Below are 20,311 nucleotides of genomic sequence, written 5' to 3'. Positions count from 1 at the left end.
AGGGATGAGGAAGCGATCGCACAAGTCCCTCTGTCCAATGATAAAATTCTCTATCTCACCTGTTTCTTTGAGTTGACGCAAGCATTTTTCTAAATCATATTTCAATCCCAAGGTGCTTTGATATCTGTCTTCGGCATTTTTCGCCATTAGTTTGCTGACAATATCGCATAAAACTTTTGGTATTTCTTCTCTTGTATCTCCTGGATTTTGCTCACTTCGACTTCGCTCAGTGAGCCTCCTGTTTTCTAGACTAGGTGGCATTTTCGCAATGTGAGAATGTACCAATTCCATTGCATCGTTTGATTGAAATGGTAGTTCTCCTGTAAGTAGTTCGTAAAATGTTACTCCCAAGGAGTAGAAGTCTGTGCGGTAGTCAATACCCCGATTCATTCTTCCTGTTTGTTCTGGGGAAATGTAGGCTAGGGTTCCTTCTAAGACATTGGGGTTAACTAGAGTTTGGCTTTCTCTTGGGAGTAATGTTGCGATGCTAAAGTCGATTAGTTTTACTTGTTTGCTTTCGGGATTTATTAAAATATTGCTGGGTTTAATGTCTTTATGGATGATGCCCTCTTGATAGAGCAAATCAAGTGCATCGCATAGTGAAATTGTGATTTCTAAAAACTCTTGTAGAGATGCTTGGTTTTGTTGCAGTAGCCATTGTTTGAGAGAGATGCCACCAAAATCTTCCATTACCAGCACATAACTGTTTTGATAAGATTCTAGGCTATAGGTTTGAATAATGAGAGGAGAATTGAGATTTTTTGTAATAGTGTACTGATTACAAAATGATAATAGTTCCTGATAGTTTGGGTAAGGATTTTTCAGAAATTTGATGACTACTTTTAATGAGTCAGTTTTTCGATATCCTCGATAAACTATGGTTCTGGAGCCATTGTATAGTTCTTCGGTGAGTGTGTAGTTGGGAAGACTGAGCATACTAATGAGTTACTAAATATACTTGATTATTATTCCCCTACATACATCATATAAAACAGTTCAGAGCAACTTTTTTGCTTTTTGAAGTCCTCTAAGCAATTTTGGGAACACTAAATAACACATTCTCCAGTCTGAACGCAGTTATGATTAGCACTCCAGTCAGTCTTCCCGGATATATAGTCAGCGAACAAATCTATGATGGTTCTAGAACTGTAGTTTACCGGACAGTCAGAGAAGCTGACAATTTACCTGTAGTCATTAAACTGCTGAAAAACTCTTATCCTAGTTTTAGTGAACTTTTATCTTTTTGCAATCAGTACAGCATCGCCAAAAATCTCAACTCACCGCTAATTATTCAAACCTATAGCTTAGAAGCATACAAAAATGGTTATGCGTTAATCATGGAAGATTTTGGTGGCATTTCTCTTCCAGAATGGAAGGCTAAGAATGGGGAAGAATTTCTGGAGGAGTTTTTAGAAATTGCAATTTCACTGTGCAGAACTTTAGATATTTTATATCACGAGCGGATTATTCATAAAGATATTAAACCGAGTAATATCTTAATTAATCCTTTAACCAAACAAGTTAAATTAATTGATTTTAGCATTGCATCTTTATTACCACGAGAAACACCAGCGATTGTTAATCCTAACGTCTTAGAAGGGACACTTGCTTATATTTCTCCAGAACAAACCGGAAGAATGAATCGCCCAATTGATTACCGGACTGATTTTTATTCTTTAGGTGTGACTTTTTATGAATTACTCACAGGAGAATTACCTTTTCAATCACATGATGCGATGGAGTTGGTACATTGTCATATTGCGAAAATGCCGCCTAGTTTAGAAGGTAGGAGGCTCACTTCTCCTGCGGAGACGCTAACGCGAACGACTTCGCTCAGTGACCAGACTTCGACTTCGCTCAGTGAGCAAAATGGAGGAAGAAGGGCAGAAATACCAAAAGTTTTATGTGATATTGTCATGAAATTGATGGCGAAAAATGCTGAGGATAGGTATCAAAGTGCTTTGGGAATAAAATATGATTTAGAAAAGTGTTTATCTCAACTCCAAGCAACGGGTTTTATTGAACCTTTTGAAATTGGAAAACGGGATATATGCGATCGCTTCATTATTCCTGATAAACTTTATGGTAGACAAGGGGAAGTAGATACTCTATTACAAGCATTTGAACGAGTCAGCCAAGGCGCAACAGAAATAATGCTGGTTGCGGGGTTATCTGGAATTGGTAAAACGGCAGTTGTGAATGAAGTTCATAAACCAATTGTCAGACAACGCGGTTATTTTATCAAAGGTAAATATGACCAATTTCAACGGAATATTCCCTTGGGTGCTTTTGTGCAAGCATTCCGCGACTTGATAGGTCAAATCTTAACTGAAAGTGATACACAAATTCAACAATGGAAAAATAAAATTTTAGCGGCTGTGGGTGAAAATGGCGGGGTAATTATGGAAGTTATTCCCGAATTAGAAATCATTATTGGTAAACAGCTACCTGCTATAGAATTATCTGGCACAGCAGCACAAAATAGATTTAATTTATTATTTCAAAAGTTTACCCAAGTATTTACCTGTGTTGAACATCCCTTAGTGATATTTTTAGATGATTTGCAATGGGCAGATTCAGCATCATTAAACTTAATCCAGCTTTTAATGACTGATACAGGTTATCTTTTTTTAATTGGGGCGTATCGTAATAATGAAGTCAAACCAGCAGATCCATTAATGTTGACTTTAAATGAAATTCAAAAAACACAAACCCCAATTAATACTATTTATTTAGCCCCATTAAATCAAATTGAATTAAATCAATTAGTATCAGATACCCTAAAATCACCCGAAGATTTGGTATGGAATCTTTCTGTATTAATCTACCAAAAAACCCAGGGCAATCCGTTTTTTGCCACCCAATTTCTGAAATCATTACATCAAGAAAATCTCATTCAATTTGATTTTGACTTGGGTTGTTGGCAATGTGATATTACTCAAGTCAATCAACTGGCACTTACAGATGATGTTGTGGCTTTCATGGCATGGCAATTACAAAAAATGCCACAATCAACACAAAATATCTTACAATTAGCGGCTTGTATTGGGAATTCTTTTGATTTGGCAACTTTGGCAATTGTTTCTCAGCAGTCAGAGATAGAAACTGCTGCTGATTTGTGGAAAGCATTGCAAGAAGGGTTAATTTTACCCATTAGTGAAGTTTATAAATTTTACCAGGGAATTGAAGGCGATCGCCTGACCCTAGAATCAAGCAATACTAATCAACAATTGGCAAAGTATAAATTTTTGCATGACAGAGTACAGCAAGCCGCCTATTCGCTGATTCCTCAAGAGCGAAAACAAGCAACTCATCTCCAAATCGGGCAATTACTCCAACAAAATTTATCTGACACCGAACAAGAGGAAAAAATATTTGATATTGTTGGACATTTGAATCAAGGCATTCAGTTAATTACTGAAGCAAAAGCACAGGAAGAATTAGCACAACTCAATTTAAAAGCAGGTACTAAAGCCAGAAATTCTACAGCATATTCCGCAGCCAGAATATATTTTCAAACTGGACTAGAACTATTACAAGAAAATTGTTGGTCTCAGCAGTATGAATTGGCTTTAAATCTTTATGTTGCGGCGGCGGAAGCGAGTTATTTAACTAGTGACTTTGCCAGTATGGAACAAATAGCAAGCATCGTATTGCTATCGGCTCGCAGCATTTTAGATAAAGTTAAAATTTATGAAATTCAAATTGCCGCCCAAGTTTTACAAAGTAATGTGTTAGAGGCGATCGCAGTTGGCAGAACAGCATTAGCGCAATTAGGGGTCGAACTGCCACAAGCACCTGATCCAGCCTTGACTGGTAACATCCTACAAAACCTGAATACTCAACTTGCAGGCAGAAACATTGCAGACTTGCTCAATCTGCCATTAATGACCGATCCCACTACAGAAGCCGCAATCGAAGTGTTGGGAATGCTGTTTTCACCCATCATCCAAGGAATGCCCGGTTTATTACCCTGGTTAAGTTCGATGATGGTGAGTTTATCTCTGCAATCAGGTAATACTGTAGCATCCACAACTGGATATGGTATTCACGGGATGGTGTTGTGTGCATTCTTAGAAGATGCAGTCACAGGCTATGCTTTCGGTCAGTTGGCGATCAATTTACTGGAAAAATTTCAGATCCAAAAGCATAAATCCGTCGTTCTTTCTTTGTTTGGCTGCTTTATTCAACATTACCAAGAGCGATTAGATGCCACAATCCCTCTGTTGTTAACCGCCTACCAAACTGGTATCGAAACCGGAGATTTTTTACACGCTGGTTTTGCTTTGGGTGGTCACAGTGATGGCAGATTTTTCACTGGTGAAGAACTGCATCGTTTTGTTCCAGCGATGGCTGATTATAGTCTGGCATTGGCTCAGGTAAAACAATATTCGGCTCAAGTATATTTGAATTTGGGTAAACAAGCGGCGGAGAACTTAATAGAACCAGTCAACCAACCAGATTACTTGATTGGTAATACCTACAATGAAACATTCATGCTGACTAAGCACCAGCAAGATAATGACTTCATTGCGATCGCCCAAGCTTATATCTACAAACTGCTACTTGCTTGCTATTTTGCTAATTATACAAATGCACGCAACTATATTGACCAAGCCAAGCCTTGTTTAATGGCAGTATCAGGATCGATTTTTGTACCGATTTTCCATTTTTATGCGGCGCTAACTTATCTAGGACTTGTCCCCAACCAGCCAGAAACAGAACAAGCCGAACTGCTGGCGGTTGCAGCCAGCCACCAAACAGTTCTGCAACAATGGGCTGGTTATGCGCCGATGAACCACTTGCATAAATGGTATTTAGTCGAGGCGGAACGTCATCGAGTTTTGGGTGAAAAATTTGCCGCCAGTGAGTGTTATGACAAAGCGATAAATCTGGCTAAAGAACATCAATTTATCAACGAAGAAGCCCTCGCCCAAGAATTAGCCGCCAAGTTTTATCTGCAATGGGATAAACCGCGCATCGCCGAGGAATACATGATTCAAGCTTATTATGCTTATGCCCATTGGAGTGCAAAAGCCAAAATTGCCGATTTAGAAACACGCTATCCCCAATTACTTGCGCCGATATTACAATCAACTCGTGCGACGATTACAACTAACGAAACTATCCTGGCTTCAGGAATTTTCACCTCTACCAGTTCCCCTACTTCTAGTAGCAATATCTCCGATACCTTCGATTTAAAAGCGATTCTCACAGCTTATCAAACTCTGGCTGGCGAAATTGAACTAGGAAAATTGCTGTCAACATTGCTGGCGATTGTTGTGAAAAATTCTGGGGCTGATAAATGTGTCTTAATGTTATTGCGAGATGAGCGTCTGTTCATCAAAGGCTTGATGACAGAAGGAAAACCACCAGTTGTCTTGCAGAGGATTCCAGTTGAAGACAGTCAAGAAATTCCCCACAAGTTAATTTACAAAGTCAAGCACAACCGCCAAACTGTTGTCCTACGGGATGCAGTCGCAGATTATACCTTAGCCAACGACCCATATATTGTCCGACAACAGCCCAAGAGTATCTTGTGTAGTCCAATTTTGCATCAAGGTAAATTGCTGGGGATTTTATATCTAGAAAATAATTTAGCAACAGGAGCCTTCACTAGCGATCGCGTCGAACTGTTAAATTTACTCTGTACGCAAGCGGCGATTTCGCTAGAAAATGCCCGACTTTATGAGCGAGAACAAGAAAAATCCCATTCCTTACAAATTTCCCTGGCACAATTACAACAAACTGAAGCGTCTCTGGCTCAAGAACGAGAATTTTTAAATATCATCATTGATAATATTACAGATGGAATTGTTGTTTGTGATGCTAACGGCACATTGACCTTATTTAACAAAGCAACTTATGAATTTCATGGCTTACCAATAGCATCATTACCCCCTGAACAATGGGCAGAATATTTTGACCTTTATCAGCCTGATGGGCAAACCCCATTATCAACCCATGAAATTCCTTTACTTCGTGCGTTGCAAGGGGAAAAAATCGAAAACGTCGAGATGGTAATTGCTCCCAAAAATGGTACACCGAGAATTTTGTTAGCTAGTGGTCAAGCAATCTTTGATACTTGGGGTAATAAAATTGGTGCGGTAGTTGTTATGCGAGATATTAATGAGCGTAAACAAGCTGAACTGGCTTTACAACAAAAATCATTAGACTTACAAAAAGCTCTCCAAGACTTACAAACAGCACAATTGCAAATCATCCAAAGTGAAAAAATGTCTGCTTTGGGTAATTTAGTTGCTGGCGTGGCGCATGAAATGAATAATCCTTTAGGCTTTATTTCTGCAACTCTCAAACAAACTAAACCAAATTTGGGAGATATCATAGAACATTTAAAACTCTATCAAGTAAATCTAGAAAATCCTAGTACTGAAATTCAAGACCATGCCGACGAAATTGACTTAGATTATTTGTTAGAAGATTTACCAAAAACGCTAGATGCCATGATGATTGCTTGCGACAGATTAAAAAATATTAGCACTAGTCTGCGGACTTTCTCGCGTGCTGATAAAGATTACAAAGTCCAATTCAATCTTCATCATGGCATTGATAGCACCATCTTAATTCTCAAACATCGCCTCAAAGCAAATGAACAACGTCCCGCGATCGAAGTTATCACTGATTACGGCGATTTGCCCCAGATAGAATGTTTTCCTGGACAGTTAAATCAGGTATTTATGAATATTCTCGCCAATGCGATTGATGCTTTAGAAGAAGCAAATACAGGTAGAACCTTTACAGAAATCAAAGCTGATACCAACCAAATTAAAATTACAACATTGCTTGTAGAAAAATCTGTCAAAATCTCAATTGCTGATAACGGTAAAGGTATGAGCGAAGAAATTAAACAAAAAATATTCGACCATTTATTTACTACGAAAGGAGTTGGTAAAGGTACCGGATTAGGATTAGCCATTGCTCGGCAAATCGTTGAAGAAGTCCACGGTGGTAAGTTAAGTTGTCACTCTGTTTTAGGACAAGGTACAGAATTTGTGATTGAAATTCCAGCGTGAGATTGATGGAGCAAGGTAAAAGTAAAAAGTTAAAAGGCAAAACTCTTCTTCTCCTTTCTCCCTGCTCCCTGCTCCCTGCGGTCTTTATAATAAGTCTTTTAGCGTACACAATATAACTTAAGCTATGGGTAGAGAAATTATAAATTCAGTTCCTTCACCAACAACAGAATTAACGGTGATTTTACCGCCGTGTTTTTCTTCAATAATTTGAAGGGCGATCGCCAATCCTAAACCTGTACCTTTACCCACAGATTTGGTAGTAAATAAATGGTCAAATATTTTTTGTTTGATGTCTTCACCCATGCCATTAGCATTATCAGCAATGGAAATATTGACATATTTATCTACTATTGCCGTCGTAATTGTAATGCAATTAGGATGAGCTTTAATTTCAGAAACTGTTTTGCCAATACTTGCTTCTTCTAAGGCATCAATCGCATTAGCCAGGATATTCATAAACACCTGATTTAATTGCCCAGGAAAACAGTTAATTTGAGGTAAATCACCATAATTAGTGAGTACTTCAATGGCTGGACGCTGGTTATTAGCTTTGAGGCGGTGCTTGAGAATTAAAATGGTACTATCAATACCTTCATGTAAGTTAAATTTAACTTTATAATTTTGATCCGCGCGAGAAAATGTCCGCAGGCTAGTGCTGATATTTTTCAATCTGTCGCACGCCATAACCATAGATTCAATCATCTTGGGAAAATCTTCTAAAATATAATCTAAATCAATTTCTTCAGCGTGTTCTAGAATTGTATATTCTGGAGTTTGTAAGCTTTCTTGATATAATTTTAGATGTGTAATCATATCAGACAAATTAGGTTTAGCTTGTTGGAGACTCGCAGCAATAAATCCTAAAGGATTATTCATCTCATGGGCGACACCTGCAACCAAATTACCCAAAGCGGACATTTTCTCACTTTGAACTATTTGTAATTGTGCCTGTTGTAAATCCTGCAATGCTGTTTCTAATTCTTGGGATTTTCGTTGAACAGCAGCTTCGGCTTGTTTGCGGTCACTAATATTTCTAGAAAAGACAAAATTATATTCTTTACCTTGGAAATCTACATAGTTAACCGTCATTTCAACTGGAAAAATTTGCCCATTTTTACATTGATGACAACTTTCAATAGTAAATGCGCCTTTTTCACAAACTGCTTGCCAATGTTCTGCCCATAATTCTTTTTTAAAAGTCGTATCGAAGTCAAAAATATATTTCCCAATTATCTCTTCTCGCAGATATCCTAAATCTTTACATACAGCATCATTCACATAGAAAATACGAGCATCTTTTTCAATCCACCACACAGCAACGGAAGCCTGATTAATTGAAATTTGCTTGAGTAATGAATCTTCTAGAGATTTTTGCACTTGTTGGTAAAGCCGAGCATTTTCTAGAGATATTGCAGCTTGAGAAGAAAGTAAATTGATGACTTGGAGACGTTCAATAGTAAATACTCCAGTTGCTACATTATTCTCTAGATAAATAACCCCCATGAGTTTACCTTGGTTAAGAATCGGACTACACATTATACTTTTTGGTTGGTGTCTCTCAATATATAAATCACCAACAAATTTATGTTCAGTAGTTGCATCAATAATCATTAAATCTTTTAATGTGCGTTTGACAACATTGATCAAACTAATCGGAACTTCTTGGGTATTTTCTAGTGTTTCGGGATTAGTCAAAATTTGAAAATTGCCAATTTGATAGATAGCTTTTACTATTAACTGTTCTGACTCTGAGATGAGCAAGACACATTTTTGTGCGCCTGTATTTTCTACCATAACTTGTAAGAGAATTTTCAGTAATTTTTCTTCGTGAATTTCCCTGGCTAATATTTGAGAGGCTTTCAGAATACTTTCTAAATCGAGATAACTGTTAATTTGAGTAGTAGATTGTGAAGAAATAAAAGGATGAATAGTATCAACTTTAGAAATTGTTGTTTCTGGCAAGAGATGAAAATGAGGGTTGGAATTAGTCATAAAAACTTGCGGATATGCTGAAGCCAAATTCTTACATTTAGCGTTAGCTCTCCATTGTTGATAACCAAGGTAAGCTTTTTTTAAATATATATAAGCAAATTCATCCTTACCTTTATTCAATAAGAATTTTGCTGCTTGTTCATTAGCGATCGCCTCATGGTGGATAAATCCGTATTCATGGGCAGAAGCAATAGCTTGATCATAGATTTCTATAACTTCTAAACCTTTACCAGCAATATGATTAATTTCTGCTTTGACTAGTAAATAAAGATGCTCAAAATTTTCATGACAATTGTTTGACCAAATTTGCAGTTGTTGTAATCTAGTTTGTAATTCTTCTAAAATATTCTTCTGTTCATCTTCTGTAGTTGTAAAATAGTACGCAGCTAAAATCAAACAATGATAAAGGTAGAATGCAGGAACAATCATTCCGGCTCTACGTGTATAAATGAGTTCGGCGGCTTTACAAGTTTGTGCATAAGCTTGCGGTAAATCGCCTGCCAAATAGTAAACTAAAGAACGCAAAATGTAATGTGTACACAATCCTGCTAATCGATTCTGCGCTTTACAACTAGCAATGAAATCTGCTTCTGTCCAAAATTGGCGATCGCATTCGATGGTTGTAACTGCTTCCCCAGCTAATTCCTGTAAAGAAAATCGAAATACAGCATTTACAACCTCAGTATACTTATTCTCAAATTTTTCTAACTCCAGTTGAATAATCTGGCTTTCTGCAAGTAATTCTTCAATATTTTGTCCAGCAAATAAACGATTACCAAAACATTCGGCGTAGCTATATCCGGTATAAGTTAAGTCTGATTTGACGAGAGCTTGCAGTTGATAGGATAAATGCACAGGTTTAACCCAACTCATCAAAAATGCACTTAAAACATGAGCCGTGCGACTAATTTGTAAAGCTTCATTCCATTTTTGAGCTAATAACAGTGCAATATTACCAAATTCATAGGCATCTTGATATTCTTCCGTCTCAAACACCAAGAGCATTCCATAACAAGAAAAACCATGACAACTACTAGGATGTAATCCAAATTCCAGGGAATATAAAACCATAGTGACAATTACCCAGGAAAAAAGTTCTGGTTTAGCAACATAAGTTGCTGGTAGCAATTCATCTAGCAGTTTCATCGCTAGTTTCTTGGCGGGATCACTCATCATTGGTAAATCCATTAAAGATGAAATAGATTTTCCTAACATGGAGGCTTTGATTTTTTTCATTCCCGCTTTAGCAACAGATTCAGGTTGATGTTCTGGAACATCCACACCCAAAAGTGCAAAAGCCTGATCAGTAATCTGCACAGCATCAAAGTAGCGTCCAGCCAGAACATTTAGTACCATTTGCTGGGTGTATATATCTGCCTTTTCTAAATCAGTCCGAGCTTTTAGTAATGTATGTTCAATCCATTGCAGAGAATTTTCAAAATTCCCGTTGAGATATTCAATATCCACTCGTTCACGATACATACTCATTACTAAATTGGAGTCATATTCCCAAATAGCTTCATTTAATAGGCTCATTCCGGCAATCATATATTTCAAGGCTGCTGCATAAGCCATTGCTGTTTTAGCTTTTTGAGCAGCTTGTAAATTTAAACGAGCTACTTGTAAACAATCATCTAAATTATCAATTAATTCAATGCCGGAATTAAAATGATCAGTGATTTCAAATAAGCGTTCTGAAATTTCTGCTAACGAAATATTCCTTAAAATTAGCCGAGCAATATTAATATGTATTGATTTCCTACTTTCACTAGGAATCAGAGCATAAGCAGCTTGTTGAATCCGATCATGTCCAAAGCAATAGTTTTGAATTAATAGTTGTTCATCTAATTTAGATGTGGGGATAATAAATCCTGGTTGCAGGGCTAATTCTAAATTAATGTAAATATATTGGTGAGATTTTTCACAAATAATTGATAAAGTATTTAAATCAAAGTTAGCTCCTATACAAGCTGCCAAACTGAGAATTTTTTGTGTTGTTTCTGGTAGTTTTTGCAGTTTTCCTATCATCAATTCAATAACATCATCAGTAATACCTCTAGCTTCAATTTGGGCGATATCCCACTGCCATATTCTCATCTCAGAATTAAATATTAATAACTCTTCCTGATACAATGCTTTGAGGAATTCATTGACAAAAAAGGGATTTCCTTCTGTTTTAGCTATAATCAAGTTTGCCAATGATGAAATTGTTGCGATATCACTATATAAAGTATCAGCAACAAGTTGATTAATTTGTTCTAAGCCTAAAGGATTGAGAATAATTTGGTTGATTATTTGTCCCTGCTTTTTGAGTTCTTCAACCAGTAATATAAATGGATGTGCAGCATCAACTTCATTATCTCGATAAGCTCCAATAATTAACAGATTTTGGATATTTGCATCCGTCATCATCAGTTCAATCAGCTTAAGTGTTCCGATATCAGCCCACTGTAAGTCATCTAAGAAGATTACAAGCGGATGTTCAAAAGCGCCAAAGATGCCGATAAAACGTTGAAATAGAGAGTTAAACCGCATCTGAGTTTCTATTGGCCCTAATATTGGAACTGGAGGCTGTTTACCAATAATTAATTCAATTTCTGGGATAACTTCAATAATGATTTGTCCTTGATTACCCAAAGCTGTTTGCAATTTATCTTGCCATTTTTGAAATTGAATTTCGCTTTCTGTGAGTAATTGTTGTACTAGTTGGCGAAATGCTGTCACAATAGCAGCATAGGGAATATTACGTTGAAATTGGTCAAATTTACCAGAAATAAAATAACCTCTTTGTCGCACGATTGGTTTATGTACCTCATTGACAATTGAGGTTTTACCAATACCAGAAAATCCTCCAACTAAAATACATTCGCGGCTTCCTTGAGCAACACGGTCAAAGGTATCTAAAATTAGTTTTATTTCCTGCTCTCGTCCATATAATTTTTCAGGAATCAAGAAGCGATCGCATAAATCTCGTTGGGCAATGGGAAAGCTTTCTATACTTCCAGTGTCCTCTAATTGTAACCAGCATTTTTCTAAATCATATTTCAGTCCTAATGCACTTTGATAGCGATCTTCAGCATTTTTCGCCATCAACTTGTAAACAATTTCTGATATTACAGGTGGAATTTGGGAATTGATTTCATGTACTAAAGGTGCAGTTTTAGCTATATGACAATGTACCAATTCCATCGCATCTTCAGACTGAAATGGTAATTCTCCTGTGAGTAATTCATAAAAACTGATACCTAAAGAATAAAAATCAGTGCGATAATCAATACCTCGATTCATTCGTCCGGTTTGCTCTGGAGACAAATAACCAAGTGTGCCTTCCAGTACGTTAGGACTAATTAACATTTGAGTTTCTCGTGGCAACAGAGATGCAATACTAAAGTCAATTAATTTAACTTGCTTAGTTTCTAAATTAATTAATATATTGGTAGGCTTAATATCTTTATGAATGATGCGGTTTTGATAAAGAATATTTAAGATATTACTCATAGCAATTGCCACAGGCAAAAAGTCTCTGAGAGACAAATTGCTTTCTTGCTGCTCCATCCACTCTTTGAGAGATATTCCCCCAAAGTCTTCCATTACCAAAGCATAAGCACTCTGATAAGGTTCTAAGCTATAAGTTTGGATAATTTCAGGTAGCTGAAGACTTTTGGCAATAGTGTATTGATTGCGAAATAGTACCAATTCCCGAAAGCTGGGATAAGGATTTTTCAGCAGCTTAATGACTACTTTTAATGCGTCATTTTCTCGATATCCGCGATAAACCAGAGTTCTGGAACCATTGTAAAGTTCTTTGGTGAGTTTATATCCAGGAATATTCACAATGGTATCAAACATACTTTTAAATCCTCACAATGTTTAGATTTAGTATTCCCAGATATAGCAAGCTATTTAAGTTTTTGGACGAAATTTACACTGGAAGTTGAATCACAAACTCAGTACCTTTACTTAAAGTGGAGTGGCAAGTTAACTTACCACCGTGGGTTTCCTCCACGATTTGACGTGCAATTGCTAATCCTAAACCTGTACCTTTACCCACAGCTTTGGTAGTAAATAAATGGTCAAATATTTTTTGTTTGATGTCTTCACCCATGCCATTAGCATTATCAGCAATGGAAATATTGACACATTTATCTACTATTGCCGTCGTAATTGTAATGCAATTAGGATGAGCTTTAATTTCAGAAACTGTTTTGCCAATACTTGCTTCTTCTAAGGCATCAATCGCATTAGCCAGGATATTCATAAATACCTGATTTAATTGCCCAGGAAAACAGTAGATTTGAGGTAAATCACCATAATTAGTGATGACTTCAATGGCTGGACGTTGGTTACTAGCTTTGAGGCGATGCTTGAGAATTAAAATGGTGCTATTAATACCTTCATGTAAGTTAAATTTTACTTTGTAATCTTGATCCGCGCGGGAAAATGTCCGCAGGCTAGTGCTAATATTCTTTAAGCGATCGCAGGCAATCACCATTGCATCTATAATTTTAGGTAAATCTTCTAAACTATATTCCAAGTCAATTACTTCGGCATGTTTAAAAATCTCTGGATTTGCATCGGGGAAGCTATCTTGATATAACTTCAAGTGGTTAAATATATCTGCAAGAATTGGTTTAACTTGTTTGAGGCTGGCAACAATAAAACCCAAAGGATTATTCATTTCATGGGCGACTCCCGCGACTAAATTACCCAACGCTGACATTTTTTCACTTTGGACGATTTGTATTTGAGCTTGTTGCAAATTAGAGAGTGCTTGTTTTAATTCCTGAGATTTTTGTTTGAGTGCGATTTCTGCAAGTTTGCGATCGCTCACATCAATTACCACCCCATCCCAGATAATTGCGCCGTCGGCTTGCAGTTCGGGACGCGCATTTACTTGAATCCATTTCACTGTTCCCGAAGGTAAAATAATTCGCCATTCTTGCTCAAACGGTGTTAAATTTTGGGCAGATTCAGCAATTGCCTGGGCAATAAATGGGTCATCTTCAGGATGGTGTAGAGTGTAAAGGGCTTGTCTACCTGCCATCACCTCTTCTGGATCTACGCCATACAGTTCATAACAACCAGAACTAATATAAGGAACAGAAACCGCACCATCAGGCGCAAGCCGGAACTTATAAACCACACCAGGAATGTTATCTGCAAGATTGCGAAATTGAGCTTGGCTGGCTTGCTGTTGTGCTAAAGATTGTTCTAATTGTAGAGCATAGTTTTGAGCATCTCGATACAACCGGGCATTTTCTAAAGCAATCGCCGCTTGAGTGCAGAGTAAGTTGATAATTTCGATGCGATCGCTAGTAAAGACTTCGCTGGTTAAACTATTTTCTAAATACAAAACACCAATTAATTTACCCTGATTAATAATCGGAGTACAAACAATACTCTTGGGTGAATGTTGCTGAATATAACTATCTGTCACCCAGGTATTTTCTTTAGTGATGTTGTGAATAATAATTGGTTGCAGGGTGTGTTTAGCTGCATAAATCATTTTAATGGGGACATCATCACTGCTGTCGAGAGCATGGGGTGAGAAAATAGAAGTCTCGACATCCTCAATGGTTGCTATAGATGCCACAACCCAATCGACATTTTCTGACAATACCAATGCTATTTTCTGTGCTCCAGAATTTTGCAATAACACTTGCATTAAATTTGTAATCAATTCCTCAAGTTTGATTGCACTTAATAACACCCTTGAAGCCTTGAGAATAGCGCCGAAATCTAGACTGTCAGAAAAGTTGCTGCTATGAGAAGTAGAAGTTTGCTGAGTATATGTAGCAATAGTAGCGTTGCTGATGGTTTCTTGCAGATTCAGGTTAAGTCTTCGCTGTTGCAGAATATGTTGCAGCAGGTGGGGATATTTTTGTTCTAAATCGTCTGTTTTGGCTTTGGCACCCCAATGAGCATAGCAGTAATATGCTTGCTGTAGATATGCTTGGGCGACTGTTTCCTTACCCCAATCAAGATAAAATTTTGCCGCCAATTCATTCGCTAAGGCTTCTTCTTGAAGATAGCCATTTGCTTTTGCGCCGGCAATAGCGCGATCGTATAATTCCATCGCCTCCAGTTTTTGATCTAATACTCGATGCTGTTCGGCTTGAATTAAGTCATACTTATGTTGAAAATTCATTGGTGCAGGCAACGCCCTTTTCCGCAGCATTTCTTGATTAGCTGCGATAATTTCAGCATTACCTGATGTCGCTAACAGTGCCAGTGATTCATAAAAATACAACAGAGTTACACTGAATGTCCCAGCCCCGCCTCCTAAAAATTGTTTAGCCTGTTGGGCTACATCTACAGCTTGAGAATATTCTCCAAACAGGAAACACAAATACACTTTGTTTGTTAACAAAAACCACAATCCTGAGTTATCACCAAGTTGATGCAGTGTTGTCAACATACTTGCTTCGTCCATTGCTTCCCCAGTCAAAACAACAGGATTAGCCGCATTTCCTAAGAGATTTAACACTGTTTGTTCATAGGTTTTGATAAAATTTAAAGCTGTTTGCTGATGAATTTGTTGGATACCTTGACTGTATGTATTGATATTTTGAATTAGTTCGTTTAAAGGCTGCCCAGTAAAATAAGAGTTGGCACAATAAGTAAACCCAGCAAAACCCGCAAATACCAAGTCTCCTACTTCTAGACTGCGGTTGTATCCTTCTTGTAAGGGTGCAAGAGTTTGTTGGAGATGATGAGTGCAGAATTTAATAGAAAAATTGACAAGAACGAGTGTACGTCCATAAAACTCTTGTTCATGTAATTGTTCACAGAGGTTGAGTGCTAGTTGTCCAAACTCATAACCTGTGGAAAAGTCTTCCAGTACCCCACACAACAACAGCCCATAACCAACATAGCCACTTACAGAAGTATTGGCATTACCATACTGGAGTGATAATTCTAGTTGTTTCAAAGTCACCAGAGGAAATAACTCTGGCTGACAAGCATAGGTAGCAGCCCCAACCTCAACTAAAATCCGCATAGCAGCTAAGGCTATTGCATCAGTCATCGGTGGAAGAGTTAGTAACTCAGCCGCCGATCGCCCATTTAGTTGCAGGGCGATCGCTTGAAAAGCGGCGGGAATTTCTGCTGGTGCAGGTTGTTTCGGTAAATCAATGCCTAAATTATTCAGTAAATCTAATGCCATCTCAATGGCAAACACAAATTGACCTTGATTGGTGTAAGCTTCGAGTTTGACTTCGGTAATTTTGACAGTATCAGTGAGGGTTTGTGCATTTAGTTGAATTTCTTGGGCATAACCCTCCATTGCTGTAATATTACCTGATAAATAAGCTGATTCCGCCGCTAAATTATAGAGATTGAGAGTTAATAAATACTGGTCATTCCAGGCAGATTCATTTAATAATTCTAAGCCACTCCTGGCATAATCCAAAGCACTAGTATAAGCTGTGGCAACGATGGCTTTTTGACTAGCTTTGAGGTTACATTTTGCTAGTAAAAATTTTTCATTTACGTCAGTAATTAAACTCTGTCCTAAATTAAGCTGCCCAACAATTGCAAAAATGCTTTCTTCCTGCTGCTCATCAGCAATATCTTGGAGTAAGAGTCTGCCAATTTGCAAATGATTGGCTTGCTTTTGTTCATCAGGAATTAATGAATATGCCGCTTGCTGAACGCGGTCATGGAGAAATTTATAGGTAACAGATTGAGAGTTTTGTGCAGTTGAATTTTGATTATCTGTACCTACAAAAAATTTATAAACTTCACTTTGGGGTAAGATTAATCCTGCTTGTAAGGCTTCCCACAAATCCGCTGCCGCCTCTCGGTCTGATTTTTGACAAACAATTGCTAAGGTTTTTAAATCGAATTGATTGCCGATACAAGCAGCTAGTTGCAATATTTCTTGTGTAGATGCTGGCAGTTTTCGTAACTGCATCGCCATAAATTCAACCACATCGTCAGTTAGCGATCGCTGGCTAATTTGAGTAATATAACATTGCCATAAACCTTGATTAAAATCAAAGTAAATTAGTCCATCTTGGTGTAAAGCTTTGAGAAATTGCGTACTAAAAAATGGATTACCTTGAGTTTTTTGATATATCAGATGAGCCAGTGGTAAAGATAATTCTGCTGTACAACCTAATGTATCAGCCACTAACTGATTGAAATTTGCTTCGCTGAGAGGTTGTAAGTTAATTGGATTAATTCTGGAATTACTTTTGTGAATTTCCTCTAATGTCAACATTAAAGGATGTCCAGGAAATACTTCATTATCTCGATAAGCCCCAATTAATAGTAGAAAACTACTATCGACTTCACTCATTAAGAGTTTAATTAGCTGTAAAGAAGCTAAATCAGCCCATTGTAAATCATCTAAAAAGATTACTAAAGGATGTTCTTGAGTTGCAAATATTTGAATGAATTTTTGTAATAATAAATTAAAGCGATATTGCGCCGCCGTCCCAGATAATTCTTGTATAGGTGGTTGTTGACCAATAATTTTGGCTAATTCGGGAATCACATCCACAATTACTTGACCATTTTCGCCTAACGCTTGGAGAATTTTAGCTTGCCATGTTTGTAATTGTTGGTCAGTTTCAGTTAATAACTGCCGCATTAAATCGCTGAGTGCTTGCACAAAAGCCGAAAAAGGAATATTGCGGTTAAATTGGTCAAATTTACCTTTAATAAAATAACTACGTTGTCTAACAATTGGTTTATGCACTTCGTTGACAACGGCTGTTTTACCAATACCGGAAAAACCAGCAACTAAAACTAATTCACTGCGAAAACGAGATGAGTCGTGAACTGTAGCTACTCGCTCAAATGCTGCTAGAATTTGCTCAACTTCCTTTTCTCGGCCGTATAATTTTTCAGGGATGATGAAGCGATCGCAAATATCCCACTCAGCAATTTCAAAGTTGTCAATTGTCCCAGTTGCTTGCAAATGTGACAAGCAAATTTCTAAATCATGTTTTAATCCTAAAGCACTCTGATAGCGGTCTTCGGCATTTTTCGCCATCAGTTTCATCACAATATCGCCTAAAACTTTTGGTATCTCTTCCCTTCTACCTTCTAGACTAGTCGGCATTTTCGCAATATGACAATGCACCAACTCCATTGGATCTTCACTGTTGAAAGGTAATTCTCCGGTTAACAGTTCAAAAAATGTCACTCCTAAAGCATAAAAATCACTGCGATAATCAATTCCGCGATTCATTCTGCCAGTTTGTTCTGGAGATAAATAAGCCAGAGTTCCTTCTAAAATATTCGGGCTAATCAGTGTTTGAGTTTCTTTAGGTAACAGCGAAGCAATGCTAAAATCGATAAGTTTAATTTCGTGGGTTTGGGGATTAATTAATATATTGGCTGGCTTAATATCTTTGTGAATTACACGATTTTGATACAGGTAATAAAGAATATCACACATTTGCAGGGCAACAATTAAGAACTCCAGCAATGTTAATCTTTGATTGTTCAAATATTCTCGTAATGACAAGCCTCCAAAATCTTCCATCACGAAGGCATAGCTATTTCGATATGTGTCTAAACTTAAAGGACGAACAATCCCAGAAAAATCAAGTTCTTTCGTGATGGTGTACTGATTTTGAAATTGCAAAAGTTCGCTAAAACTGGGAAACTCTCGATTGAGTAATTTAATTACTACAGGTTGGTCGTCTACTGTGCGAATACCTCGGTAAACTACTGTTCTAGAACCAGAATAAATTTGTTCTATCAGTTGGTAGCCAGGAATTTTTGCTGTTATATCCACAGGTGTATTCATTTCCACATACCTCAGTACATAATTGGCATAGCAGACATTAACAAATTTATTATTCCCTTAGTTTAATTATTGTGAACAGTAAGATTTTTCTCAGTAGATCGTTGCAATTTTAAAGATAACTAGTAAAGCCTACGATTGGCATTTTGTTATCAAACAGAATTCAGCAGTCAGGAGTCAGAATCCAGAATTAAATTCTGTGGTCAGCCGCGCATGGATGACTTTAGGAATCCGCTTTGATTGTTGAAATTATCTGTAAAAGCTGGGAGTGGGGAATCGGGAGTCGGGAGTAGAAAAGAGCATTTTGTGGGTGTACTGATTGTTTTCAGAAATCAAATATGATTCCTATATAGCAATCCTGTCTGAGTTGTGAAAAAATATTCTTTTTAACGTAGACGCGAAGCGGCTTCCCGTTCGCCGTCAGGCGTTCCCGAAAGGTAGGGTACCGCAAAGGACGCAAAGAAGGAGAGGAAGGGAAAGAAAAGGAATTTCACAAATGATTTAGGATTGCTATAGGTTAAAGATCCCATAAAATAGAAGATTTTGCACTCTACAATCATCGGTGAGTCTGAATCTCCTCCTGATTGATTCTGACTCCTGAATTCTTCAATGGGAGACTAAATTCTAACTCCTCACTCCTGAATTATGGGGGATATTAGCATCTAAAAAGGGTAATATAGCTTGTGCAACTTCGGCTGCATATTCTTCAGACATTCCTAATGTGCCAGGTAGAGTTAATGATTGAATTTTTGGAATTGCGGCCATTGCAGTCATTTCTTGTTTGGAATAGGGAGGGGCTTGTGCTGCTAAAATTAACAGCACAGGCACAGGTGAAGATTGCAGTAATGTGAGAAATTCTTGGCGATCGCGCACTGGATCAAGTCCACCTGTCACAAAGGCCGCTGGGGCAAATCGCGCCCCTGGTTGTCGAGTAATTTGCTGTTTCTGCTCAATAAACTCTGGTGTGAGGTGTGATTTATCTGCATAAACATGCCTACCATACATCAGCCGCAAAAAGCCTTTGGTTGTATTTCCTTGATAAAGTCCTTGACCAATCACTGGAAATCTGACCAGTTGTCGGACTGCTGTTGCTAGTGGTTTGGGTACGCCCATTGTTGGTAAAGGGCCACGCCAAGTAGGCGCAACTAAAATTATGCTAGAGCAAGTCTGGGGTTGTTTTTGAGCCAGTTGCAAGGCATAGCCAGCCGTATGACCAGCCGCAATGATCGCCACTGGTTCGGAGAAAGTTTGTTGGACAAAGGCCTGAAGCATTTGCTGTAACAGCGCCGGTTGATAATCTAAAGCAGGGCGTTCAGATTCACCAAATCCCAACCAATCGAGTGTGACTGCTTGGTAGCGGTGGGCAATTCTCTCGGCAATTCCTTGCATTTCCCCACGGCTAGAAACCGTACTAAAAGCAGGTAACAGCAATACAGGTTTACCCTGACCGACTGTATCGTAAGCGATCGCATAACGCTTTTGCTGCCACTCAAATGAAAATTGATGCTTTGTTTTCACAGCCATC

The 20,311-nt window shown here is 37.8% G+C and carries 5 protein-coding genes; 1 reads left to right on the top strand and 4 read right to left on the bottom strand.

Going from position 1 to position 20,311, the window contains the following annotated elements:
• Positions 1-936 (bottom strand): serine/threonine protein kinase (locus H6G28_RS19895; RefSeq protein ID WP_190673415.1); only part of this gene is annotated, 936 nt, incomplete at its 3' end.
• Between the two features lie 143 nt (positions 937-1,079).
• Here H6G28_RS19895 and H6G28_RS19890 point away from each other — a divergent pair.
• Positions 1,080-7,034 (top strand): ATP-binding sensor histidine kinase, encoded by a 5,955-nt coding sequence (locus tag H6G28_RS19890; protein ID WP_190673412.1) that lies wholly within the window; start codon positions 1,080-1,082, stop codon positions 7,032-7,034.
• Between the two features lie 117 nt (positions 7,035-7,151).
• On the opposite strand, the gene H6G28_RS19885 is transcribed toward H6G28_RS19890, so the two are convergent.
• The 3 genes from H6G28_RS19885 to H6G28_RS19875 all read right to left on the bottom strand — a co-directional run bounded on the left by H6G28_RS19885 (position 7,152) and on the right by H6G28_RS19875 (position 20,310).
• A complete protein-coding gene (locus H6G28_RS19885) occupies positions 7,152-12,875 on the bottom strand; it encodes an ATP-binding sensor histidine kinase (protein ID WP_190673409.1) in 5,724 nt (1,907 codons plus the stop codon).
• Between the two features lie 73 nt (positions 12,876-12,948).
• Entirely contained in the window at positions 12,949-18,789 is a 5,841-nt protein-coding gene (locus H6G28_RS19880) for an ATP-binding sensor histidine kinase (protein WP_190673406.1), read from the bottom strand.
• 621 nt (positions 18,790-19,410) lie between these two features.
• Complete coding sequence (locus H6G28_RS19875) at positions 19,411-20,310, bottom strand: alpha/beta fold hydrolase (RefSeq protein ID WP_190673403.1); 900 nt, start codon at positions 20,308-20,310, stop codon at positions 19,411-19,413.
• Position 20,311 lies beyond the last annotated feature (1 nt).

The organism is Nostoc sp. FACHB-190, assembly GCF_014696905.1.
Lineage (GTDB): Bacteria > Cyanobacteriota > Cyanobacteriia > Cyanobacteriales > Nostocaceae > Nostoc_B.
Note: the sequence above shows the minus strand (reverse complement) of the source record. Positions and strands in the feature narration are given on the sequence as shown.